At 69.5% G+C, this 21,219-nt stretch carries 22 protein-coding genes; 6 read left to right on the top strand and 16 right to left on the bottom strand.

The features are described from left to right. Positions 1-74: 74 nt before the first annotated feature. Positions 75-401: a DUF2917 domain-containing protein gene (locus HWX22_RS02375; RefSeq protein ID WP_059524043.1), complete on the bottom strand. Its 327-nt coding sequence runs from the start codon at positions 399-401 to the stop codon at positions 75-77. A 102-nt stretch (positions 402-503) separates the two neighbouring features. Between HWX22_RS02375 and HWX22_RS02380 the strand changes: the two genes are divergently transcribed. Then, positions 504-1,493 carry a transcriptional regulator GcvA gene (locus tag HWX22_RS02380; RefSeq protein ID WP_175914986.1) on the top strand — a complete coding sequence of 330 codons (990 nt, stop codon included), beginning with the start codon at positions 504-506 and terminating at the stop codon, positions 1,491-1,493. Here the strand turns inward: HWX22_RS02380 and HWX22_RS02385 are convergent. From HWX22_RS02385 to HWX22_RS02430, 10 genes are all read right to left on the bottom strand, one after another. Next, positions 1,477-1,785 carry a YbeD family protein gene (locus HWX22_RS02385; RefSeq protein WP_059524041.1) on the bottom strand — a complete coding sequence of 103 codons (309 nt, stop codon included), beginning with the start codon at positions 1,783-1,785 and terminating at the stop codon, positions 1,477-1,479. The two genes, HWX22_RS02380 and HWX22_RS02385, sit on opposite strands and share 17 nt — an antisense overlap. Continuing rightward, complete coding sequence (locus tag HWX22_RS02390) at positions 1,785-2,711, bottom strand: D-amino acid aminotransferase (protein WP_059524008.1); 927 nt, start codon at positions 2,709-2,711, stop codon at positions 1,785-1,787. The genes HWX22_RS02385 and HWX22_RS02390 overlap by 1 nt, the downstream gene beginning before the upstream one ends. A gap of 48 nt (positions 2,712-2,759) precedes the next feature. Beyond that, positions 2,760-4,076 (bottom strand): D-alanyl-D-alanine carboxypeptidase family protein, encoded by a 1,317-nt coding sequence (locus HWX22_RS02395; protein WP_059703286.1) that lies wholly within the window; start codon positions 4,074-4,076, stop codon positions 2,760-2,762. A 485-nt stretch (positions 4,077-4,561) separates the two neighbouring features. Continuing rightward, on the bottom strand, positions 4,562-5,206 hold the full coding sequence (locus HWX22_RS02400) for an alpha/beta hydrolase (RefSeq protein ID WP_059691419.1): 645 nt from the start codon (positions 5,204-5,206) through the stop codon (positions 4,562-4,564). A 13-nt stretch (positions 5,207-5,219) separates the two neighbouring features. Further along, positions 5,220-5,537 carry a ferredoxin gene (locus tag HWX22_RS02405; RefSeq protein WP_011694422.1) on the bottom strand — a complete coding sequence of 106 codons (318 nt, stop codon included), beginning with the start codon at positions 5,535-5,537 and terminating at the stop codon, positions 5,220-5,222. A 159-nt stretch (positions 5,538-5,696) separates the two neighbouring features. Then, complete coding sequence (locus HWX22_RS02410) at positions 5,697-6,848, bottom strand: VanZ family protein (protein ID WP_175914987.1); 1,152 nt, start codon at positions 6,846-6,848, stop codon at positions 5,697-5,699. A gap of 19 nt (positions 6,849-6,867) precedes the next feature. Then, the gene (locus HWX22_RS02415; RefSeq protein ID WP_059691471.1) at positions 6,868-7,491 is read right to left on the bottom strand and encodes an ABC-type transport auxiliary lipoprotein family protein; all 624 of its coding nucleotides are present in this window, start codon (positions 7,489-7,491) and stop codon (positions 6,868-6,870) included. A 62-nt stretch (positions 7,492-7,553) separates the two neighbouring features. Beyond that, on the bottom strand, positions 7,554-8,489 hold the full coding sequence (locus tag HWX22_RS02420; RefSeq protein WP_175914988.1) for an MlaD family protein: 936 nt from the start codon (positions 8,487-8,489) through the stop codon (positions 7,554-7,556). 27 nt (positions 8,490-8,516) lie between these two features. Beyond that, positions 8,517-9,458: an ABC transporter ATP-binding protein gene (locus HWX22_RS02425; protein ID WP_175914989.1), complete on the bottom strand. Its 942-nt coding sequence runs from the start codon at positions 9,456-9,458 to the stop codon at positions 8,517-8,519. After that, positions 9,455-10,579, bottom strand: a complete 1,125-nt coding sequence (locus HWX22_RS02430) for an ABC transporter permease (protein ID WP_059819847.1) — start codon at positions 10,577-10,579, stop codon at positions 9,455-9,457. The genes HWX22_RS02425 and HWX22_RS02430 overlap by 4 nt, the downstream gene beginning before the upstream one ends. A 320-nt stretch (positions 10,580-10,899) precedes the next feature. On the opposite strand from HWX22_RS02430, the gene HWX22_RS02435 reads away from it, so the two are divergent. The 5 genes from HWX22_RS02435 to HWX22_RS02455 all read left to right on the top strand — a co-directional run bounded on the left by HWX22_RS02435 (position 10,900) and on the right by HWX22_RS02455 (position 16,261). Continuing rightward, the gene (locus HWX22_RS02435) at positions 10,900-12,963 is read left to right on the top strand and encodes a bifunctional 2',3'-cyclic-nucleotide 2'-phosphodiesterase/3'-nucleotidase (protein ID WP_059819848.1); all 2,064 of its coding nucleotides are present in this window, start codon (positions 10,900-10,902) and stop codon (positions 12,961-12,963) included. 14 nt (positions 12,964-12,977) lie between these two features. Beyond that, complete coding sequence (locus HWX22_RS02440) at positions 12,978-13,823, top strand: tetratricopeptide repeat protein (protein ID WP_175914990.1); 846 nt, start codon at positions 12,978-12,980, stop codon at positions 13,821-13,823. A gap of 315 nt (positions 13,824-14,138) precedes the next feature. Continuing rightward, entirely contained in the window at positions 14,139-15,059 is a 921-nt protein-coding gene (locus HWX22_RS02445) for a biotin--[acetyl-CoA-carboxylase] ligase (protein ID WP_175914991.1), read from the top strand. After that, entirely contained in the window at positions 15,056-15,844 is a 789-nt protein-coding gene (locus tag HWX22_RS02450) for a type III pantothenate kinase (protein ID WP_059523989.1), read from the top strand. The genes HWX22_RS02445 and HWX22_RS02450 overlap by 4 nt, the downstream gene beginning before the upstream one ends. Positions 15,845-16,018: 174 nt before the next feature. Then, the gene (locus HWX22_RS02455; protein WP_059511893.1) at positions 16,019-16,261 is read left to right on the top strand and encodes a hypothetical protein; all 243 of its coding nucleotides are present in this window, start codon (positions 16,019-16,021) and stop codon (positions 16,259-16,261) included. Between the two features lie 15 nt (positions 16,262-16,276). Here HWX22_RS02455 and rfaE2 read toward each other — a convergent pair whose 3' ends face one another. The 5 genes from rfaE2 to HWX22_RS02480 form a co-directional block, all read right to left on the bottom strand. Next, positions 16,277-16,762 (bottom strand): D-glycero-beta-D-manno-heptose 1-phosphate adenylyltransferase, encoded by a 486-nt coding sequence (rfaE2, locus tag HWX22_RS02460; protein WP_059451616.1) that lies wholly within the window; start codon positions 16,760-16,762, stop codon positions 16,277-16,279. Between the two features lie 162 nt (positions 16,763-16,924). Continuing rightward, positions 16,925-17,803 (bottom strand): ferritin, encoded by an 879-nt coding sequence (locus HWX22_RS02465; RefSeq protein WP_059451551.1) that lies wholly within the window; start codon positions 17,801-17,803, stop codon positions 16,925-16,927. A gap of 484 nt (positions 17,804-18,287) precedes the next feature. Then, entirely contained in the window at positions 18,288-19,514 is a 1,227-nt protein-coding gene (locus tag HWX22_RS02470; RefSeq protein ID WP_059819850.1) for a patatin-like phospholipase family protein, read from the bottom strand. A gap of 24 nt (positions 19,515-19,538) precedes the next feature. Continuing rightward, positions 19,539-20,276, bottom strand: a complete 738-nt coding sequence (locus HWX22_RS02475; RefSeq protein ID WP_175909248.1) for a PhaM family polyhydroxyalkanoate granule multifunctional regulatory protein — start codon at positions 20,274-20,276, stop codon at positions 19,539-19,541. 79 nt (positions 20,277-20,355) lie between these two features. Further along, positions 20,356-21,183 carry an enoyl-CoA hydratase/isomerase family protein gene (locus HWX22_RS02480; protein WP_175909246.1) on the bottom strand — a complete coding sequence of 276 codons (828 nt, stop codon included), beginning with the start codon at positions 21,181-21,183 and terminating at the stop codon, positions 20,356-20,358. Between the last annotated feature and the right edge of the window lie 36 nt (positions 21,184-21,219).

Raw genomic sequence — 21,219 nt, forward strand, 5'->3', positions numbered from 1 at the left:
TTTACCGAAAACCCATGCGTCTCGCCGGCTCCGGAAGGGGACGGATCGTGCGTATCCGTCGGAGGAAAGGCCCGTCAGACGGTGCGCCAGCCGTCGTGGAGCAGCGCATTCACGCGATCGCGCAGCCGTGCGAGCGCGCCGCGCGCGATCTCCCCGGCCGGCCGCGACACCGAGAACGCCACATGCGCGCCCTGCCGGCCTTCCGCGCTGAGCCACAGCCGCTCGCCGCGGCGCAGCCGGAGCGTCTCGCCGTCGACCAGGAAGTAGTCTTCGACGTCGTTGCTGCGCGTCGCCCACACCGGCCCGCACTGCACCGTCAGACGGGTGCTGCGCTGCACCTTCATCGGCACGGTTTCGCCCGCGGGAATTTCGAACGTGATGCTTGAAGAAATTTCTTGCATGATCGTCTCCGCCAATAAATGCTTCGATGGCTACAATCGTAGTCACTTCAAGGCGTCCGACAAAACGACCAATTTTCACGTCGATGTGAGGAAAATTAGCAAATGGACCTCCGCCAGCTGCCTGCGCTGAACGCGATTCGCGCGTTCGAAGCCGCCGCCCGCCACGAGAATTTCTCCCGCGCCGCCGACGAGCTGTACGTCACGCACGGCGCGGTCAGCCACCAGGTTCGCGCGCTCGAGGAGGAGCTCGGCGTGCAGCTGTTCACGCGCAACGGCAAGCGGCTGTGCCTGACCGACGCCGGCATGCGCTACGCGCAGCAGGTCCGCACCGCGCTGATGGTGATCGCCGACGCGACGCGCGAGGTGCGCGCAAGCGACCGCGGGCGACGGCTGGTGGTGTCGATGCTGTCGTCGTTCGCGGCGCGCTTCATCACGCCGCGCATCGGCACGTTCATCGAGCGGCATCCGGAAATCGACGTCGAGCTGCAGTCGACCAACTCGCTCACCGATTTCGCGCGCGACGACGTCGACCTCGCGATCCGCTTCGGCTCCGGCACCTATCCGGGGCTGCACGTCGAGCCGCTGTTCGAGGAGGTGTTCTTTCCGGCGTGCTCGCCGACGCTGAACGGCGGCAACCTGCCGCGGACGCCCGCCGATCTCGTGCACTACAACCTGCTGCGCTCGGACGACGAGCTGTGGCGGCCGTGGTTCGACGCGGCCGGGCTCGATACGCTGACCGAGCCGAAACGGGGGATTCTGTACCAGGATTCGTCGAACCTGCTGCTGGCCGCGATCGACGGCCAGGGCATTGCGCTGGTGCGCCGCTCGCTCGCAGTGCACGACCTGCTGGACGGGCGCCTCGTGCGCCTGTTCGACATCGACGGGCAGAGCCCGTGGCACTATTTTTTCGTGTGTCCGCCGCCGCTCCTGAACACGCCGCGCGTGCAGGCGTTCAGGGCGTGGCTGCTTCAGGAAGTCGCCGAATACAAGCTGCTGTGCGACGAGCTGGACGCGCGGCGCGCGGCGGGGAAGACCCCCGCCGAGTGCGCGCAGGAAGGAGGATGGAAAGCGGCGCTTAGAGCACGACCTTGACCATCGGATGGCCGGTCAGTGCACGATAGATGGTGTCGAGCTGTTCCTGGCTCGTCGCGCGCACGGTGATCGTGAGGCCGGTGTAGTTGCCGCCGCTCGAGGCACGCTCCTCGATCTTCTCGACGTCGATCTCGTTGTCGTGGACGGCCACGACCTTGAAGATCGTGTCCTTGAATTCCGGGTGCGCCTTGCCCATGATCTTGATCGGGAAATCGCACGGAAACTCCAGCAGCGACTCCTTCCGGGTATCGATCGCGCCGGTGACCTCGATGGTTTTGGTCGGTTCGCTCATCATTTTCTCCGGGTTAGGTCAAACTGTTCAAACTCGCGTGCCTTCGCACGCTGGTACGCGTCGTACAACGCCGCGAACACGGGGCCCGGCTTGCCGCCCTGCACGGGCAGATCGTCGAGCGACGTGACGGGCAAAATCTCTTTCGTGGCCGACGTGATCATGATCTCGTCCGCCGAGCGCAGCTCGACCTCGCTGATTTCGCGCGCGACGAACCGAATGCCGCATTCCTCGGCCAGCTGCTCGACCAGCGCGTAGCGGATCCCTTCGAGGATCCTGTTGCTGCGCGGCGGCGCCATCAGCTCGCCGTTCTTCACGATCCATACGTTCGACGACGAACCTTCGGTCACGTTGTCGTCGCGCAGCTGAATCGTCTCGAACGCATCGCGTTCGGCCGCATGCTGCGCCATCAGCACGTTGCCAAGCAGCGAAATCGACTTGATGTCGCAATGCAGCCAGCGACGATCCTCGGCCGTCACGCAGCGCACGCCCCGCGCGCGCTCCTCGTCCGACGGCAGGCGCAGCGGGCTCGTCATCGCGAACACCGTCGGCACCGCGTTCGCCGGGAACGCATGGCCGCGCTTCGCGACGCCGCGCGTCACCTGCAGGTAGACGAGCGCATTGCCGTCGCCGAGGCCTTCCGCGTTCGCGGCGACCACGCGCTCGATCAGCGCGCGCCAGCCGGCCGCGTCATGCGGATCGTCGATGCCGATCTTCTTCAGGCTGCGCGCGAGCCGCTCCAGATGCTGTTCGATCCGGAACGGCACGTGCGCGCCGTCGTGCGCATAAACGGGGACGACTTCATACACGCCATCGCCGAAGATGAACCCGCGGTCGAGCACCGGGACCCGGGCTTGCGACAGCGGCACCAGCTCCTCCTGCGACGACACGCTGAGGTAGACGATCGGTTCGAATTCGGCTTGGCTCATGGCTATACCAGATGGGGATGAAGTCGTGAAAACAAAGGCCCGTCGTGCTTACTTCTTCTTGCTGAACATCAGCAGGATCGAGTCCCAGATACGACCGAAGATACCCGCTTCCGGCACCGCCTGCAGCGCGACGACCGGGAACTCCGACAGCGTCTTGCCGTCGGCGACGATCTTCACGGTACCGACCTGCTGGCCTTCCGCGAGCGGCGCGATCAGCGGCGCGTTGACCTCGACTTCCGGCTTGACCTTGTCGCCCAGGCCGCGCGGCACGGTCACCCACTGGTCGCCCTTCACGCCGACCTGCACGGTGTTTTCCTTGCCCTTGTAGATGCGCGGCGTCGACATCGCCTGACCACCCTTGAACAGGCGCACCGCGTCGAACGCGCTATAGCCGTAGTTCAGCATCTTCATGCTGTCCTGCGTGCGCTCGCTTTCCTTCTGCTCGCCCATCATCACCGACACGAGACGGCGCTGGCTGTCGACACCCGGGATCGCGCGCTTGGCCGACGCGATCAGGCAATAGCCGGCCGCTTGCGTATGGCCCGTCTTCAGGCCGTCGACCGTCGGATCCAGCCACAGCAGGCGGTTGCGGTTGCCCTGGCGGATGTTGTTGTACTTGAATTCCTTCTCCGAGAAGATGCTGTAGTACTGCGGAAAATCGCGGATCAGGTGCGCGGACAGCTTCGCGAGGTCGCCGGCCGTCGTGTAGTGGTTCGGGTCGGGCATGCCGTTCACGTCGGCGAAGTGCGTGCCCTTCATGCCGAGGCGCGCCGCCTCGTCGTTCATCAGCGTGACGAACTGCCCTTCGCTGCCGCCGACCAGTTCGGCCAGCGCGATCGCGGCGTCGTTGCCCGACTGGATGATCATCCCGTACACGAGGTCGTGCACCGACACCGGCTTGTTCGCCTCGATGAACATGCGCGACTCGTCAGTGCCGACACGGCGCACCGCTACGCTCGGCGTGACGATCTGCTCCATCGAGATCTTCTTCTTGTCGAGCGCTTCGAACACCAGGTAGGCCGTCATCAGCTTCGTCAGCGACGCGGGCTCGACGCGTTCGTCCGCGTTGCCCGATGCGAGCACGGTGTTGCTGGTCGCATCGACGAGCACCCACGAGCGCGCGTTCACGCCCGGCGGCGGCACCGCGCCCGGCATGAAGGTCGCGGGCGCGCCGGTGAACTGCTCGGTGGCGGCGGCCGGCGCGGCATGCGCGGCCTTGGCCTTGGCGGCCGGCTTCGCCTCGGCGACGACGATCGTCGACGCGAGTGCGACGGGCAGCATCACGCCCAGCGCGACGTTGCGCGCGGCGGTGCCGAAGGCGATGGAAGAAGCGAGGGACTTGAGGCCTTGGGGAGACAGACGCATGATCGATTCAGGCTGGTGGCAGAAAGTGCGGCGCGAAACGCGCAGGGGTTGAACGGCAAGGCGGCGAGCGTTCCGGCGTTCGTCCGACTGCGTCGGACGGCGCGAAACGCGCCGGTTGGACTCGTGCGGACGCGTTCGGTTCGCGGCCGTCGCGAGCGGGCGGACAGGCGGCGAAACGAGCGCCGCATGGGCCCGGCCGGGCCGCGGGCGACGCGAAATGCGGCCATTATACGTGGCCGCGAACGGCGTTTTCGCGAACCAGGGCTCAGGTGGCCACACACAGGCTTCGGGAGGATAGCGCGGCTTCGCTGTGGAGAATCGTGCTCGAAGCCGCGCGAAAGGCGTGCGCAGGCGCCGTGCAAGCCGGGTTGCGCCGTGCGGGAGCGGGTATGTGCGATCGCGTCGGGACACGATGCGGCGCGATGTCGCGCGCGCGGCGACATCGCGGTCGTGCGGCAGCGGCGCCGCACGCCGGGTTCAGCGGATCAGCGCCACGCGTCGACGATGATGCGCTTCAGCACGTGCAGCTTGCGATGCAGGAAATGCTCGGCACCGGGGATCACGACGACCGGCAGTTCCTGCGGCCGCGCCCAGTCGTAGACCGATCCGATCGGCACCGTGTCGTCGGTTTCGCCGTGGATCACGAGCGTGTTCTCCGGCACGTCGGCGACCTGCCAGCGGCTCGCGGCCGTGCCGACGAACACCATCCGCTCGATCGTCTCGCCCGCGTCGCGCAACCGCTTCGCGACGTGCGACAGCACGAAGGTGCCGAACGAGAAACCTGCGAGCACCAGCGGCAGGTCCGCATAGGCGGGCTGCGCGCGCATGTGCGCGAGCACGGCGAGCAGGTCGTCGGCCTCGCCGACGCCGTTGTCGTGCACGCCCTCGGTCGCGCCGACGCCGCGGAAATTCGACCGGTACACCACGTAGTCAAGCTGGACCAGCGTGCGCGCGAGCGTTTGCGCGACCTTGTTGTCCATCGTGCCGCCGAACAGCGGATGCGGGTGCGCGACGAGCGCGATGCCGCGCGGCGCGGCGCCGCCTTCGCGCACCGCGTCGGGCAGGTCGACCGCGATTTCGATCTGCCCGACCGGGCCGGGGATCAGCGACTTCTGCGTATGAACGTTCATTCGGCCGGCCCGCTCAGATCTTCAGGCGGTCGACGACCTTGCCGTCGCGCAGGTGCGATTCGACGATCTCGTCGATGTCGGCCTGATCGACGTACGTGTACCACGTGCCTTCCGGATACACGACCATCACCGGCCCTTCCTCGCAGCGGTCGAGGCAACCGGCCTTGTTGATGCGCACCTTGCCCGGCCCCGCGAGGCCGAGTTCCTTCACGCGCTTTTTCGCGTACTCCTGCATGGTCTGCGCGTCGCATTGCGCGCAGCTCGGACGCTCTGCGCCCGGTTCGCGCTGGTTCAGGCAGAAGAAGACGTGGTGCTGGTAGTAGGAATCCATGATGGTGACGTGCGGCCCGGCGCGGCGCCGGGCGGAAAGAAGGGGCGATTGCCGTTGCGCGCGGCAACGGATGTGCGGACGATTATAGCGACCGGCGCGCGCGGCTGCCCGCGACCCACGCGAGGCGCGGCCGCGCCGCCCGTTACCTCTCCCGCCGCGTCAGCGCCGCCGCGCGGCCGGCAGCCACGCGTGCTCGACCCGCTGACCGAGCCAGATCAGCGCCGCGTAGGGCCAGATCCACGCGAGCCAGCGCGCGATGCTGTTGAAGTGCACGTAGCGGCCCTGCCGCCAGCCGGACAGCGTGAAGTCGAAGAACGGGTTGACGGGCAGCAGGTTGACGAGCGCCACACCGGCCAGCAGCGCGAGCGCCGCGAGCAGCGCGCGCCACGCGGCCGGCACGCGCAATGCGAGCAGCGCCGCCGCGAAGCCGAGCTCGATGCCGAGCCGCGCGCCGGGCGTCGCCCACACGACGACGAGGCCGGTGCTCGACTGCATGAAGGTCGCGGCCGCCTTCAGCGCAAGCGTCGCGGCGACGAACGCGATCAGGAGCCGCACGCGCGGCGCGCGGGCGCGCATCGCGAGCGACGCGATCGCCAGCGCGGCGAACAGCATCAACCCGCCGAGCATGGCTTCCCACGCGGAATCGGACAGCCAGCCGTCGACGCGCTCGGGCCATTCGCTCACGCGCCACGCGGCCGGCAGCCATGCGAGCAGCGCGTCCTGCATCGAGCCGTCGGCGCGCTCCCACAGCGCGGCCGGCCAGTCGCCGATGCCGAACAGGAACGGCGACGGAAACAGGATCGCGAACGGCCACAGCGCGGCAAGCAGCAGCGGCGTCGCGCCGTCGGCCTCGAACCACGCGAAGCGCAGCCGGCGCAATGCGCCGCGGTCGAGCAGCGCGCCGGTGGCCGGTGCCGCGAGCGCCGCGCCGAGCAGCGCGCCGAGCGCGTTGGCCGCGAGGTCGAGATTCGACGCGACGCGCGTCGGCAGGTAGGTCTGCAGCGCCTCCATCGATCCCGACAGCAGCACGCCGAGGCCGCCCACGATCAGCGTCGCGGCCACCCCGCGCCAGCGCGGATGCAGCGCGAGCACGCCGAGTGCGCCGAACGGCATGTAGCCGAGCACGTTGGTGACCACGTCGAACGCGGTCACATAACGCTGCATCGGCGCGAACAGGTAGTCGAACGGCCCGATGCCGAGCGATACCCAGCCGTCGAACGGATACAGCGATGCATAGACGATGAGCGCCGCATACGCGGCGAACGCCTGCCGCGCCAGCGACGACGCGCGCGACGTGCCCGGCGCGCTCATCGCGGCTGCGCGCGCTGCGTCACGGGTTGCCCGCGTACGCCTGCACGCCGACCCACGCGGCGATCTGCGACACGAGCTCGTCGCTCGCGGCCGCGAGCGCGCGCGCGCCGCCGGCCGCGTCGGGCGTGCTCGACGGCGCGCGCGCGACGAACGTGCGCTGGCCGAGCACCTTGCCGTCCTGCATCAGCGTCGCGCGCGCGGTGACCGCGCCGTGGCTCTGCGACTGCCCGTCGAACACCTGCTCGAATTCGTTCAGGTCGACCTTCAGCGTCGGCGCGCGCACGCCGTCGGAGCCTTCGAGCACCGCGCCGCGCGACGACAGCGCGCCGCGCAGCCGCTGCGTGAGCAGTTGCGCGGGCGGCGCGGTCCAGCGGCTGTCGCGATAGACGGCCGTGCGCTGCGCATCCGCATACGCGAGGCGGTAGACGAACTTGTCCGTGTCGAGCGCGTCGGGCGCGGCGACGTCGAGCACCTTCAGCGCGGGGCCCGTGCCGGCCGTGACGGCCGATGCGGCCGGCCCGAGGTCGTAGCGGACGTTCGACAGCGCCGCGCCGTTGCCGGCGCAGCCGGCGGCGAACACGAGCGTCAGCATCGCGAGCGCGGTCGCGGCGGGACGCAGCGCGCGATCAAGGATTCGTGGCATGGCATGTTCCTGCATGATGTTTCCGGTTTCGATGACGTCGTGGCCCGGGCTGGCGATCTGCTTCATTTCCCGGCGGCGGCCCCTGCCCCCGGCCAGACGAAGCCCGCCTCGCCGGGGCCGGGCGCGGAGCCGGGCGAACCGAACAACAGACTGCTCGGGTTGCGGCCGAGTTCACCGGCGACGTCCTTCAATTGCCGCGACGCATCGCCGACGCTGCCGGCCAGCACGTTGAAACGCGGCAGCGTGTCGTACTGGACCCGCGCGTTCAGGTCGTTCAGCGCGACGCCGACCTGCTCGGCAGCCGAGCCGGCCTTGTTCAGGTTCGCCACGAGCGGCCCGTTCGGCTGCAGCAGCGTGTTCGCCGACGCCATCGCGCGATCGACCTGGTGCATCGTTTCCGGCAGCGCGGCCACCGCCGGCGCGAGCTGCTTCGACAGCGTCGTCGCGCCGTCCGCCGCGTGCTGCAGGCTTTCGGCCGTCGCGCGCAGCTGCTCGCGCATCTCCGGCGACATCAGCGCGTTCGCGCTTTTCGCCGCCAGTTCGAGCTGCCGCAGCAACACGTCGCCGCGCTCCTGGATCTGGTCGAACAGGCTCGGCCGCATCGGGATCTGCGCGATCGCCTTCGGCGACGACGGCAGCGGCGCCAGATCGCGGCCCGTATCTTCGAGCTGCACGAACGCGATGCCCGTCACGCCCTGGAAGCCGAGGCTGCCGTAGGTCGACTGCGTGATCGGCGCGTCGTGGTCGACGAGGATCCGGATCCGGATCTGGCCCGGATGCGAGCGGTCGAAGCCGATCGACTGCACCTTGCCGACGTCGAGGCCGCGAAAGCGCACGGCCGCGTCGGGGAACAGGCCCGTCACGTTGGTGCGCGCGAGCAGGTCGTACGGCACGCGCACGGTGCGATCGACGTTGAACCAGAACACGGTGCCCGCGATCGCCAGCGTCAGCGCGATCGTGAACAGGCCGGCCCAGAACGCATGTGATTTGTTTTCCATTCGCGGGTTCCTTGCTTCTTGCCTTGCTTACAACTCGACGCTCGACGGCGCCGGTTCGAGGGCCGCCTTCGGCAGCTTCGCGCGCCGCTCGGGCGGCAGCGCCTGCAGTGCGCGGCGCCCGCGCAGCCCCAGGAAATATTCGTGGATGAACGGATGGTCGACGTTCGCGGCCTCCTCGACCGGCGCCGCCACAAGCACCTTGCGATCGGCCAGCACCGCGACGCGCGTCGACAACGCGACCATCGTGTCGAGATCGTGCGTCACCATCACGACGGTCAGCCCGAGCGTGCGGTGCAGCGTCGCGATCAGCTCGACGAATTCGTCGGACGCCTGCGGGTCGAGCCCGGCGGTCGGCTCGTCGAGGAACAGCAGCTCGGGCTCGAGCGCGATCGCACGCGCGATACCGACCCGCTTCACCATCCCGCCCGACAGCGCGGCCGGCATCTTCGACGCGTGCTTGCACGGCAGCCCGACCATCTCGAGCTTCAGCATCACGATGTCGTGCAGCAGGTCCGGCGGTACGCGGCCAAGCTCGCGCAGCGGCTGCGCGACGTTGTCGAACACCGTCATCGACGAGAACAGCGCGCCCTGCTGGAACAGCATCCCCGAACGCGTGCGCATCATCCGCGCGCTCGCGTCGTCGATCTTCGACGTGTCTTCGCCGAACACCTTGATCGTGCCCGACGTCGGCCGCTCGAGGCCGAGGATCTGCCGCACGAGCGTCGTCTTGCCCGAGCCCGAGCCACCGACGATCGCGACGATCTCGCCGCGCCGCACGTCGAAATCGAGCTTCTGGTGAATGATGTTGCGCCCGTAGCGCTTCGTCAGGTTGCGCACCTCGATCACGAGGTCGTCGCCGTGCGCGGCCGCCGGCGGCGTGCCGACCGTGCCCGCGCCGACTGCCGCGGCATGTGCGCTGGCGGCATCGGCCGGCGCGGCACCAGCCGCCGGTTGTTTCGACGCGTTCATCCGAGCCCCACGTTCTGGAACAGGATCGCGAACACCGCATCGGCGAGGATCACGACCGTGATCGACGACACGACCGACGTCGTCGTGCCTTCGCCGAGGCTTTGCGAGTTCGCCTTGATCCTGAAGCCGAAATGACACGCGACCAGCGCGATCAGCATGCCGAACACGACGCCCTTGCCGAGGCCGATGTACAGGTTCGCGATCGGCACGACGCCCGGCAGCGAGCGCACGAAATAGTTGACGTCGATCCCGAGCACGAACTTCGCGGCGAGCGCGCCGCCCGTCAGCGCGACGATGTTGGTCCACATCACCAGCAGCGGCATCGCGACGCCGAGCGCGAGCACGCGCGGCAGGATCAGCCGCAGCCCGTGCGGAATGCCCATCACGCGCATCGCGTCGAGCTCCTCGGTCACGCGCATCACGCCGATCTGCGCGGTGATCGCCGAGCCCGAGCGGCCCGCGACGAGGATCGCCGACAGCACGGGCCCGAGTTCGCGAATCACCGACAGCCCGAGGATGTTCACGATGTAGCGATTCGCGCCGAACATCTGCAGCTGCTGCGCGGACAGATAGCTGAGCACGATGCCGATCAGGAATGCGACCAGCGCGGTGATCGGCAGCGCCTGCGCGCCGGCGCTGTAGATGTTCGCCGAGGTTTCCTTCCACGGCATCGTCTGCGGCCGGCGCAGCACCGACAGCGCGTCGAGGATCACGAGGCCGAACATCGCGATGCCGCCCTGCAGGTGTTCGCCGAACGTGAAGATCGCCTGGCCGAGGCGCGTGACGGGATCGAACCGCACGACGCGCTCGGGTGCCTCGCGCTGGCTGTCGAGACGCTCGATCCGCTCGAAGATCGTGCGCTGCGTGGCGGTCAGCTCGACGCCGGCCGGCAGCTTGCGGCCCCATACGCGCCACAGCGCCTGGCCGCCGACGTGATCGAGCCGCTCGATGCCGGACAGATCCCATTCGCTCACGCGCCCGGACGCGATGCCCGCGACGCGGCGCGCGACCTCGCCGCGATTGCGCGCGAGCGCGAGCGCGGTCCACTGGCCGGTCAGGCGCACCGTCTGGCCCTGGCCGCCGGCGTCGACCGACAGGCCGGGAGGTGTGTCGAAGTCCAAGGGCGGGTTGTTTGCAAAAGGATGACAGCGGCCATTGTATCGAACCGTCCGGCGCCGCGACGTGAGGATTGCCGCCGGGGCGCGCAGCCGGGCGCGCCCGGCGCCGACGCCGGGCCAGAGGCGCCTCGTCGAGGGGCACCCGGCCCGCCACGGCGCAGCGTTCGCCGCCGCAACGGCGTGCCGGGCACGCGACCTTTCATTCTTCCGTCACGTTTCCTTTCGATACTCTCACGCGCCGCACGTCAGGCCGTCGGCGCCCGCGCCGCCATTTCGCTGCGCTCCTCGCGATTCATAGAACAGAACACCAAACAGGACAATCGATGCGTCTCCCCCCGCTTTCCCGCCGCCGCGTGACCGCCGCCGCCGCGCTCGCCAGCCTCGCCTTCGCCCTCGCCGGTTGCGGCGGCGACGACGTCACCGCTCCGCCGTCGTCGCAGACGCAGGCGCCCGCCGGCACGACGGCCACGCTCGCGCTGCTCGAAACGACCGACCTGCACACCAACGTGCTGTCGTACGACTATTTCAAGCTCGCCGCCGACAAATCGCTCGGCTTCGAGCGCGTGTCGACGCTGATCGCGCAGGCGCGCGCGCAGTATCCGAACACGTTGCTGCTCGACAACGGCGACACGATCCAGGGCACCGCGCTGTCGGATTACCAGGCGCTCGTGAACCCGATCGGCTGCGACCAGACGCTCGCGATCTACAAGGTGATGAACGCGGCGAAGTTCGACGGCGGCGGGATCGGCAACCATGAGTTCAACTACGGGCTGCCGTACCTGTCGCAGGTGACCGGCAACACGTTCGACGTCGACGGGCTGCCGGCCCCCGCGCAGCAGAAGAAGTGCGCGGGCCCGAACTTCCCGCAGGTGCTCGCGAACGTGATCAGCGCGCGGACCAACGCGCCGCTGTTCACGCCGTACACGATCCTGACCCGCACCGTGACGGCCGTCGCGCCCGACGGCAAGACCGTCAGCGCGCCGGTGAAGATCGGCATCATCGGCTTCACGCCGCCCGCGATCATGAGCTGGGACAAGCGCTGGCTCGACGGCAAGGTCTACACGACCGGCCTGAAGGAAGCGGCCGAGAAGTACATTCCGGAGATGCGCGCGAAGGGCGCCGATCTCGTCGTCGCGATCTCGCACGGCGGCCTCGACAATGCCGCGTATTCGCCGACCATGGAAAACGGCAGCTGGTGGCTGTCGACGGTGCCCGGCATCGACGCGATGCTGATCGGCCACTCGCACCAGGTGTTCCCGGACGCGAACAGCACCGTGGCGCAGTTCAACCTGCCGGGCGTCGACAAGGCGAAGGGCACCGTCAACGGCGTGCCGACCGTGATGGCCAACTACTGGGGCAAGCATCTCGGCGTGATCAAGCTCGGCCTGAAGTTCGACGGCAAGACGTGGAGCGTCGACAAGTCGCTGACGACCGTCGAGGCGCGGCCGATCCAGAACGCGGACAAGAGCTACGTCGACGCCGATCCGTCGGTGTCCGCCGCGATCGCGGCCGAGCACCAGGCGACGATCGACTACGTGAAGACGCCGATCGGCTCGACCGACTACCGGATGAACTCGTACTTCGCGGACGTCGGCGATCCGGGCGCGATCCAGATCGTCAACGAGGCGCAGGCCGATTACGTGAAAACCTACGTGCAGGCGAACCTGCCGCAATACGCGTCGCTGCCGGTGCTGTCGGTCAGCGCGCCGTTCAAGAGCGGCTTCGGCGGCGGCAGTGACTACACCGACGTCGCGCCCGGCGCGCTCGCGATCAACAACGCGGCCGACCTGTACCTGTATCCGAACACCGTGTACGCGGTGAAGGTGAGCGGCAGCGACGTGAAGAACTGGCTCGAGACGGCCGCGAAGCGCTTCAACACGATCGATCCGACCAAGGCGACCGTGCAGCCACTCGTCAGCAGCTTCCCCGGCTACAACTTCGACATGTTCACGTCCGCGGATCTGGCGTACGAAATCGACGTCACGCAGCCGGTCGGCAGCCGGATCAGGAACCTGACGTACAAGGGCGCGCCGATCGACCCGAACGCGCAGTTCATCGTCGCGACCAACAACTACCGCGCGAGCGGCGGCGGCAACTTCCCGGGCCTCGACGGCAGCAAGACGATCTTCGCGTCGCCCGACGCGAACCGCGACGTGCTGATCGCGTTCATCAAGAAGCGCGGCGCGATCACGCGCGCGGCGGACGGCGCGCAGCGCAGCTGGCGCTTCACGAAGCTGGCGAGCTCGGTCGCGCACGTGCAGTTCACGTCCGCGCCGAACCGGCTCGGCGACGCGGCGGCAGCCGGCCTGACCGGCCTCACGCAGGTCGCGGCCGACGACGGCTCGGGCAAGAACCTCGCCATCTACGAGATCGACCTCACGCAATGACCACGAGACCTGCGATGCAACCGATCCGGACGATGCGGCCTGCCGAGGCCGGCTTCGCCGCCGCCGCGCGGCGCCTGCTGCGCGCGAAACTCCCGCCGGCCGCGCTGCTCGCGGCGGCGGCCGTGACCGTTGCGGCCGTCGTCGCGGCGACGGGCTGGCGCGCCGCCGGCCCCGCGCCGAGCGCCGCGCAGCTCGACGAATGGCAGGCGATGGTCGCGCAGGCCGTCGAGCCGCACGCTCTCGCGCAATTGCGCACCCTCGCGCGGCGCGGCTCGGGCGACGCGCAGGCGGCGCTCGGCATCGCGCTCGTCGATGCGCGCGAGCCGGGGCTGCGCGACGAAGGGCGCGGCTGGCTCGAAACCGCCGCGCAAGCAGACACGAAAGCCGACACGCCGGCCGCGCGGCGTGCGCAGCTGGCGCTCGGCAAGGCGCTGCTGCTCGGCAGCGGCGACCTCCCGAAAGACTACGCACGCGCGCGCACGCTGCTCGGCGAAGCGGCCGGCCACGGCGATCCGGCCGCCGCGTATTACCTCGGGCTGATCTATCGCAGCGGCTACGGCATCGCAGCCGACCCGGTGCAGGCCGCGCACTGGTTCGAGATCGCGTCGCGCGCGGACATCCCGGTCGCGGATTTCATGCTTGCGAACGCGTACCGCGAAGGCAGCGGCGTGCCGCGCGACGAAGCGCGCGCGCTCGCGCTGTATCGCCGTGCGGCGGAACACGAGCTGCCGGAAGCCGTGCAAACGCTCGCGATGGCCTATCGCAACGGCGAGCTGGGGCTCAAGCCCGACGCGGACGAATTCCATGCGCAGTGGATCGAGACCGCGCATGCGTTGAAGCATCCGGTCGTCGCGCCGTGACGGTGCGTCGGCCGCGCGGGCACGAACGCGGCGACGGAGCGAGCTGACGCCCCGCGCATCGACCACCCGCAACGGGAATCGAAGCGCGGCGGGCCGATCCTCGTATCGGCCTGCCGAGACCCCGGCCCTGAAGGGCAGGACGCTGCTTGCCCGCGAAAACGTCCGAAGACGGCGTCAAGGCGCTGGTGCAGATCGAGAAGCACCAAGCCGCGCGGGCGCCGGCTTTGCACAGGTCGCGTGCGGGCCGCCGCCCCGGCCCCGCCCGTCGTGCGCGCCGCCCGTCACGCACGGCCCCCTGTCGCTACAATAGGCGCCATGAACGCCCCCACCTCCTCCGACACGCCCGATTCCGGCGACGCGCACATCGCGCGCAACCGGCTCGAGGCGCACCTGGACGCCGCGCCGCGCGCGTGGCCGCTCGACATCGTCGCCGCCACCGGCTCGACCAACGCCGACGTCGCGACGCGCCTCAAGGCGCTGCCGCGCACCGCGAACGCGCTGCCCGCGCCGCTCGTGCGCGTCGCGTTCGAGCAGACGGCGGGCCGCGGCCGGCAAGGCCGTCCCTGGTTCGCGCAGCCCGGCAACGCGCTGCTGTGCTCGGTCGGCTGCATCGTGCCGCGCCCCGTCGACGCGCTCGGCGGCCTCAGCATCGCGATCGGCGTCGCGCTCGCGGAAGGGATCGCCACGCTGCCGCTCGACGCCCGCACGCGCGTCGCGCTCAAATGGCCGAACGACCTGCTGCTGACGACCGCCGACGACGGCACGTCGCGCATCGTCGGCAAGCTTGCCGGGATCCTGATCGAAACCGTCTGGACCACCGCCGACGCGACCGCCGTCGTGATCGGCTTCGGCATCAACGTGCGCGGCGCGGAAGCCGTCGCCGCGCAGGTCGATGCGCTGCGTGCGCGCGAAGCGACGCTCGCGAGCGGGCTGCCGCCGGCGGCGCTGTCGGCCGCGTGCGCGTCGGCGAACCTCACCGATACGCTCGCCGCGGCGCTGAACGCGCTCACGCCCGCACTCGCGCAGTTCGGCACCGACGGGCTCGCGCCGTTCCTGCCGCGCTGGCACGCGCTGCACGCATACGCGGGACGCGAAGTCGTGCTGCTCGAACAGGGCGTCGAACGCGTACGCGGCATCGCGACGGGCATCGACGCGACCGGCCAGCTGCTGCTCGACACGCCCGACGGCATCCAGGCGATCGCGGCCGGCGACATATCGCTGCGCGAAGCGCAATGAACGAACCGCATCTGCTGATCGACGCCGGCAACAGCCGGATCAAGTGGGCGCTCGCCGACGCGCAGCGCACGCTCGTCGACACCGGCGCGTTCGGCCATACGCGCGACGGCGGTGCCGATCCCGACTGGTCGGCCCTGCCGCGTCCGCATGGCGCATGGATCTCGAACGTCGCGGGCGCCGACGTGGCCGCGCGGCTCGACGCGCTGCTCGACGCCCGTTGGCCGGGCCTGGCGCGCACGACGATCCGCTCGCGGCCCGCGCAATGCGGCGTGACGAACGGCTATACGACGCCCGAGCAGCTCGGCAGCGATCGCTGGGCCGGCCTGATCGGCGCACGGGCGGCGTTTCCGGGCGAGCATCTGCTGATCGCGACGTTCGGCACGGCGACGACGCTCGAAGCGCTGCGCGCGGACGGTCGTTTCACCGGCGGGCTGATCGCGCCGGGCTGGGCACTGATGATGCGCGCGCTCGGCACGCACACCGCGCAGCTGCCGACGCTGACCACCGACATCGCAAGCGGGCTGCTCGCGGGCGCGCAGGCCGAGCCGTTCCAGGTCGATACGCCGCGCTCGCTGTCGGCGGGCTGCCTGTACGCGCAGGCGGGGCTGATCGAGCGCGCATGGCGCGATCTCGCCGATGCGTGGCAGGCACCCGTGCGGCTCGTGCTGGCAGGCGGCGCGGCGGACGATGTCGCGCGCGCGCTGACGCTGCCGCATACGCGGCACGACGCGCTGATCCTGTCGGGGCTTGCGTTGATCGCCGCGGACGCGGCGGCGCGGAATTGACGGAAACCGGTCGGCATCGCGCCGGCCGTGTCGACGCAGGCCCGAGTGCGGGCTTCGTCACGGTGGGGATGGAAAACGGGCGCCGGCGCGTGCGCCCGTGCAGACAGCCGGCCGCACGTGCATGCGGCCCGAGCAAACGGTTGAACGACTGAACAACGACGAGGAGTGTCGACGATGCTGCGCTGGCTGATCGCTGTTCTCATTCTCGCGAACCTGCTTGCGTTCGTCGCCGTGCGCGGCGTGTTCGGGCCGCTTCCGGCGGCCGGCCCGCGCGAACCGGGCGTGCTGTCCCGGCAGGTTCGGCCCGATGCGTTGCATGCGATGCCGCTCGCGCAAGCGAGCGATCAGCCCGTGATCGGCGGTCCGATCGGCGCGCCGGCCGTGACGGCGGAGCCGCTCGCGGCATCCGCGCCCTGACGGCGCGGCACCGGATCAGGACTGCTGCGCGCGCACCTTCTTCAGCAGCGCGGTGGTCGAGCGGTCGTGCTCGAACGGAATCGCGAGCGCACGCCCGCCCCAGCCGCGCACGATGGCCGATTCCGGCAGCGCGTCCATGTCGTAGTCGCCGCCCTTCACCAGAATGTCCGGACGGACGGCCTCGATCAGCGACACCGGCGTCTTTTCCTCGAACTTCACGACCCAGTCGACGCTTTCCAGCGCCGCGAGCAGCGCCATCCGGTCTTCCTCGCGGTTGATCGGACGGTCGTCGCCCTTGCCGAGCATGCGCACCGACGCATCGCTGTTCACGCCGACGATCAGGCACGCGCCGAGCGCCTTCGCATCGGCGAGATACGTGACGTGGCCACGGTGCAGGATGTCGAACACGCCGTTCGTGAACACGACGGGCGAAGGCAGCGAAGCGCGCAGGGCAACGAGGGCGTCGCGGGTGATCAGCTTGCGTTCGAAGGTAGCGGACATGATGAATTTCGGATGGCGTGAGCGGCGCGCGGTGCACGTCGCGACGGAACACGGCGGCGCCAGATAAAAAGCCCGCCGGATGGCCGGGCGGGCTTCATGCGGGAATACACTGCGGCGATCGCGACCGGGCGCTTCACGCCGGCTGCGAGATGCCGCGCGGCCTCAGGCCGGTTGCGCGGCCGACGACGGGCCGCTTTCGGACTGCAGGCGGCCGGTGACTTCCTTGCGGTAGCGATTCAGCTCCTGGGCGGTCGCGAACGTGCGCTCGAACAGGATCGACAGGTTGTGCAGGATCCGTTCGACGACCTTCTTTTCCCACTCGCCGTCGAAGCGGATCTGCTCGTCGAGCCAGCGCTCGAGCCATTCCGGATCGGGCAGGCGCGACTGCACGGTGTCGCGCGGAAACAGCGCCTGGTTCACGTGCAGGTTGGTCGGGTGCAGCGGCTTCTCGGTGCGGCGCGCCGACGCCATCAGCACGCCGATTTTCGCGAACGCCGCGCGCGCGACGTCGCCGCAATTGTTCAGCGCCTTCTTCATGTAGCGCAGGTATGCGCCGCCATGGCGCGCTTCATCGCGCGAAATCGTTTCGTAGATGTGCTTGATGACGGGCTCGGTGTGCCAGTCGGCCGCGCAGCGATACCAGTGGTTCAGGCGGATCTCGCCGCAGAAATGCAGCATCAGCGTCTCGAGCGGCGGCGCCGGATCGAACTCGAATCGCACCGCGTGCAGTTCCTCTTCGGTCGGCACCATTTCCGGCCGGAAGCGGCGCAGGTATTCCATCAGCACGAGCGAATGCTTCTGCTCCTCGAAGAACCACACGCTCATGAACGCGGAAAAGTCGCTGTCGTGCTGGTTGTCGCGCAGGAACATCTCCGTCGCGGGCAGCGCCGACCATTCGGTGATCGCGTTCATCTTGATCGTCTTCGCCTGCTCGTCGGTGAGCAGCGAAGCGTCGAACTTGTCCCACGGAATGTCCTTCTCCATGTCCCAGCGGACAGCTTCGAGCGACCTGTAAAGTTCCGGATAAAGCATGGTGTTCATGATGGTCCCACCCCTGTTCTGCGCAATGCGACTTCTCTAAACGTGACTGTTGCCGCGTGGGCGCGCGAGCGCGCCTTTTGCAGCCAAGACTCTAATTTTACGCGTGTATCCAGCCCCCCGACGCAGTTTCCGCGTCCGGCAACCGGGCGGCCGCGCCGCCGCCTTGCAGCACGCCGCGGCCCCGCTCTGCTCGAACGGAACCGGCCGCGCGTGCCTGATGTGGGGGCCGGCGCAGGCCGGCTCGGTGGCGAGCCCGCCCGGCGCCACGCGGTTCCCGGACGGGTTCCCGTGCGACCGCCGGACCGGCGGGCTGCTCGATATGGTGTATACGGCGGCGGCCATGATAGCACGCGCGCATGACGGTTCCGAGACGTGGAACCGGTCGCGCGCCGCCAACGTCGGTGCGGCGATCGGTCGCGGGCGGCCGTCGCGAAAACGCAACCGATATGTAAGTTTCGTCCGTTTCGGCCCCGCTCCGCGCGTATCAGACCCGTATTTCGCCGGTCGCGCGGCCGCTCTCCGGCGGCAGGCCGGATGCCGGCCCGCTGCCGCCGTCGGCCCCCGCGATCCAGTTCGCCAGCGTGTCGCGCTGCGCGCGCCCGTCGCGATAGCCGAGTTCGATCAGCTCGCGCGTGAAGGCCTCCTCGAACAGCAGGTAGCTCGCGAACGATGCGCCGGCCGGCTGGCTGCCGCCGATCGCGCCGAGCAGCCCGCGCATCGTCGCCGGCATCTGCTTCAGGTGCTTCGCGGCGATCAGCTCGATGCGCTCGGACGGTGCGATCGCGAGCACGTCGACGTGCCGCCAGCCGCTGTCCACTTCGACCTGGTGCGGCAAGTGCTCGATCATCTGATTGATGTGCTCGATCCGCTCGATGTCCGAGCCGATCGAGTCGAGAAACACGCTCGCGAGCACCTGCTGGCCGATCTGCGCGAGCGTCGGGTAACCGCGCACCCGTCCGGAGCCGTTCGCGGCCGGAATCTCCGGCCGCGGGTCGGCCGCGCCGACGACGACGATCCGGTTCGCGCCGAAGTGGATCGCCGGCGACAGCGGCGCGACCTGCCGGATCGAGCCGTCGCCGAAATATTCGATCTGGCCGTCGAGCACGAGCGGCACGGCCGGAAACACGAACGGAATGGCCGACGACGCGAGCAGGTGCGACGCCGACAGATCGACGAGCCGCGCGGTGCGCTGCGCGCGCCGCCATGCCTGGATCGGCTCGGCGGCCTGGTAGAACGTCAGGTGCCGGCCGCTCGAATAGCTGAGCGCCGTTATCGAGAGCGCGTGCAGCAGCCTGCTCTCGAGCATCTGCTCGATCCGGTGAAAGCTCAGCTCGCGCTGCAGCAGATGTGCGAGCGGCGCGTTGTCGAGTAGCCCGCGCGGCGAGCGGCGCGCCGCCCAGCCGAAGGTCATCGTCGCGAGCCAGCGTGCGCCCGCCGCCGCGATGCCGAGCCAGTCGGTGCGATACACGTAGTCCGCGCGCAGCGGTTCCCAGAATTCGAGCAGACGACGCACGCCATGCGAAAAGTCGTCCGCGTGGCTCGCGATCGACGTCGCGTTGATCGCGCCGGCCGACGAGCCGCAGACAACCGTGAACGGCACGGTGTGCCGGTTCGGATCGGCCTCGCGCGCGATCTCGGCCAGCGCCTTCAGCACGCCGACCTGATAGGCGGCACGTGCGCCGCCTCCCATCAGCACGAGCGCGAGCCGCATGATCGACCTGCTATCCGGTTGGCGTCACGTCGAGCGCTTCGGCGGACGCGTTTCGGGCGACGAGGCGGCCGCCGCGCGCGCCGCGGCCGAGCCGGCCGGCTTCGCACGCTTCGCGGCCGGCTTGCGCGGCGCGGCGGCCGCGGCCGGTGCGGGCTGCTCCGCCCGCGCCGTCGATGCGGCCTGCCCGGACGGCGCGGCGCCCGCCTCCGCGGGCTGCGCGCCCGGCTGCGTCATCGCGAGGCTCGCGAGCTGGTTGAACTGCGCCTGCAGCAGGTTCCACCAGCCGGCCGGATCGAACGCCTGCTGCGCGGCGTCGCCTGCGGGCGGTTCGTCAGCCGCGGCAGCGGTATCCGGTGCTCGCGGCGCGGACGCCGCTTGCGCGGCCGCGGCCGCCGCCTCCTCGGCCGCCGACATCGAGCTTTGCGCGAACGCGCCGAACGCGCGCAGCGTCGCGAGCGTCGCGCGCTGCACCTCGAGCGCCTGGATCGCGGACTGCAGCATGCCGAGATTGAGCTTGAGCCACTGCTCGACCGCGCGCAGATCGGTGATCCGCTTGTCGAGCTCCTCGACGCTCGTGAGCGGCGCCATCATGTCGGACATGCTCGACAGCGACGGCGGCAGCCCCGACGCGGCGCCGGGAAACGACGCCATGCCGCCGAACGGCGACATCCGCATCATGTCCCACATCCGGTCGAGCATGTCGGCAGGCTTGAAACCGGCAAAGCCGGCGAAAGGATTGGAGCCGGAGGCATCGGTCGTCATACGGGCATCCTGGTTGACTGGGTGGGCGATGCGGCCGGCACGAGTCGCGCGGCCGCCCTTGATCCGATCATAACGCGCGTCAGAACGGTGCGTCGCCGGGGAAATCGGGCGGGCGCCGCTCGCGCAGCGAGCGGATGCCTTCCTGCACGTCGGGCCCCGAGAAGCCCATGAATTCGAGCGCGAGCGACGTATCGAAGGTCGGCCCGGCGCTGCGCAGCCAGTTGTTCAGCGCGTACTTGGTCCAGCGGATCGCCGACTGCGACCCGTGCGCGAGCCGCTCAGCGACCTCGTACGCCTTCGGCAGCAGGTCGGCCGGCTCGACCGCGAGCGACACGAGGCCGATCCGCTCGGCCTCCTCGCCGCTCACCGGTTCGCACAGCAACAGGTAATACTTCGCCTTCGCCATCCCGCACAACAGCGGCCACACGATCGCCGCGTGATCGCCGGCCGCGACACCGAGCCGCGTATGGCCGTCGATGATGCGCGCATCCTTCGCGGCGATCGAGATGTCGGCGAGCAGCCCGGCGACGAGCCCCGCGCCGACGGCCGGGCCGTGCATCGCGGACACGATCGGCTTGCTGCAATTGATCACGTTGTAGACGAGGTCGCGCGCCTCGCGCCACACGCGGGCGCGCACGTCGAAGTCGTTCGCCATCGCCTCGACGAGCGCGAGATCGCCGCCCGCCGAAAAGCCCTTGCCCTCGCCGCGGATCACCGCGACGCGCGTGTCGGGATCGCGGTCGACGTCGCGCCAGATGTCGGCGAGTTCGCGATGCATGCGCTCGTTCGCGGTCGCGAGGCCGCTGCGGTTCGCGCCTTCGCCGCTCATCACGATGTCCAGCACGCCATGATCGCGGCGCGTCACCTTCAATGCTTCGTAACCGCCGTACGCGGCGAGATCGGTCATGCGCAGCTCCCGGGTTCTTGAAAATGCTGAAACGCC

Source organism: Burkholderia sp. BCC1638, from assembly GCF_902833195.1.
In the GTDB taxonomy this organism is placed as follows: Bacteria; Pseudomonadota; Gammaproteobacteria; order Burkholderiales; family Burkholderiaceae; genus Burkholderia; species Burkholderia diffusa.

Excerpts from the sequence above, each read along its gene's own strand:
- HWX22_RS02375 (WP_059524043.1), bottom strand. The coding sequence starts at position 401 with ATGCAAGAAATTTCTTCAAGCATCACGTTCGAAATTCCCGCGGGCGAA.
- HWX22_RS02380 (WP_175914986.1), top strand. The coding sequence starts at position 504 with ATGGACCTCCGCCAGCTGCCTGCGCTGAACGCGATTCGCGCGTTCGAA.
- HWX22_RS02385 (WP_059524041.1), bottom strand. The coding sequence starts at position 1,785 with ATGAGCGAACCGACCAAAACCATCGAGGTCACCGGCGCGATCGATACC.
- HWX22_RS02390 (WP_059524008.1), bottom strand. The coding sequence starts at position 2,711 with ATGAGCCAAGCCGAATTCGAACCGATCGTCTACCTCAGCGTGTCGTCG.
- HWX22_RS02395 (WP_059703286.1), bottom strand. The coding sequence starts at position 4,076 with ATGCGTCTGTCTCCCCAAGGCCTCAAGTCCCTCGCTTCTTCCATCGCC.
- HWX22_RS02400 (WP_059691419.1), bottom strand. The coding sequence starts at position 5,206 with ATGAACGTTCATACGCAGAAGTCGCTGATCCCCGGCCCGGTCGGGCAG.
- HWX22_RS02405 (WP_011694422.1), bottom strand. The coding sequence starts at position 5,537 with ATGGATTCCTACTACCAGCACCACGTCTTCTTCTGCCTGAACCAGCGC.
- HWX22_RS02410 (WP_175914987.1), bottom strand. The coding sequence starts at position 6,848 with ATGAGCGCGCCGGGCACGTCGCGCGCGTCGTCGCTGGCGCGGCAGGCG.
- HWX22_RS02415 (WP_059691471.1), bottom strand. The coding sequence starts at position 7,491 with ATGCCACGAATCCTTGATCGCGCGCTGCGTCCCGCCGCGACCGCGCTC.
- HWX22_RS02420 (WP_175914988.1), bottom strand. The coding sequence starts at position 8,489 with ATGGAAAACAAATCACATGCGTTCTGGGCCGGCCTGTTCACGATCGCG.
- HWX22_RS02425 (WP_175914989.1), bottom strand. The coding sequence starts at position 9,458 with ATGAACGCGTCGAAACAACCGGCGGCTGGTGCCGCGCCGGCCGATGCC.
- HWX22_RS02435 (WP_059819848.1), top strand. The coding sequence starts at position 10,900 with ATGCGTCTCCCCCCGCTTTCCCGCCGCCGCGTGACCGCCGCCGCCGCG.
- HWX22_RS02440 (WP_175914990.1), top strand. The coding sequence starts at position 12,978 with ATGCAACCGATCCGGACGATGCGGCCTGCCGAGGCCGGCTTCGCCGCC.
- HWX22_RS02445 (WP_175914991.1), top strand. The coding sequence starts at position 14,139 with ATGAACGCCCCCACCTCCTCCGACACGCCCGATTCCGGCGACGCGCAC.
- HWX22_RS02450 (WP_059523989.1), top strand. The coding sequence starts at position 15,056 with ATGAACGAACCGCATCTGCTGATCGACGCCGGCAACAGCCGGATCAAG.
- HWX22_RS02455 (WP_059511893.1), top strand. The coding sequence starts at position 16,019 with ATGCTGCGCTGGCTGATCGCTGTTCTCATTCTCGCGAACCTGCTTGCG.
- rfaE2 (WP_059451616.1), bottom strand. The coding sequence starts at position 16,762 with ATGTCCGCTACCTTCGAACGCAAGCTGATCACCCGCGACGCCCTCGTT.
- HWX22_RS02465 (WP_059451551.1), bottom strand. The coding sequence starts at position 17,803 with ATGAACACCATGCTTTATCCGGAACTTTACAGGTCGCTCGAAGCTGTC.
- HWX22_RS02470 (WP_059819850.1), bottom strand. The coding sequence starts at position 19,514 with ATGCGGCTCGCGCTCGTGCTGATGGGAGGCGGCGCACGTGCCGCCTAT.
- HWX22_RS02475 (WP_175909248.1), bottom strand. The coding sequence starts at position 20,276 with ATGACGACCGATGCCTCCGGCTCCAATCCTTTCGCCGGCTTTGCCGGT.
- HWX22_RS02480 (WP_175909246.1), bottom strand. The coding sequence starts at position 21,183 with ATGACCGATCTCGCCGCGTACGGCGGTTACGAAGCATTGAAGGTGACG.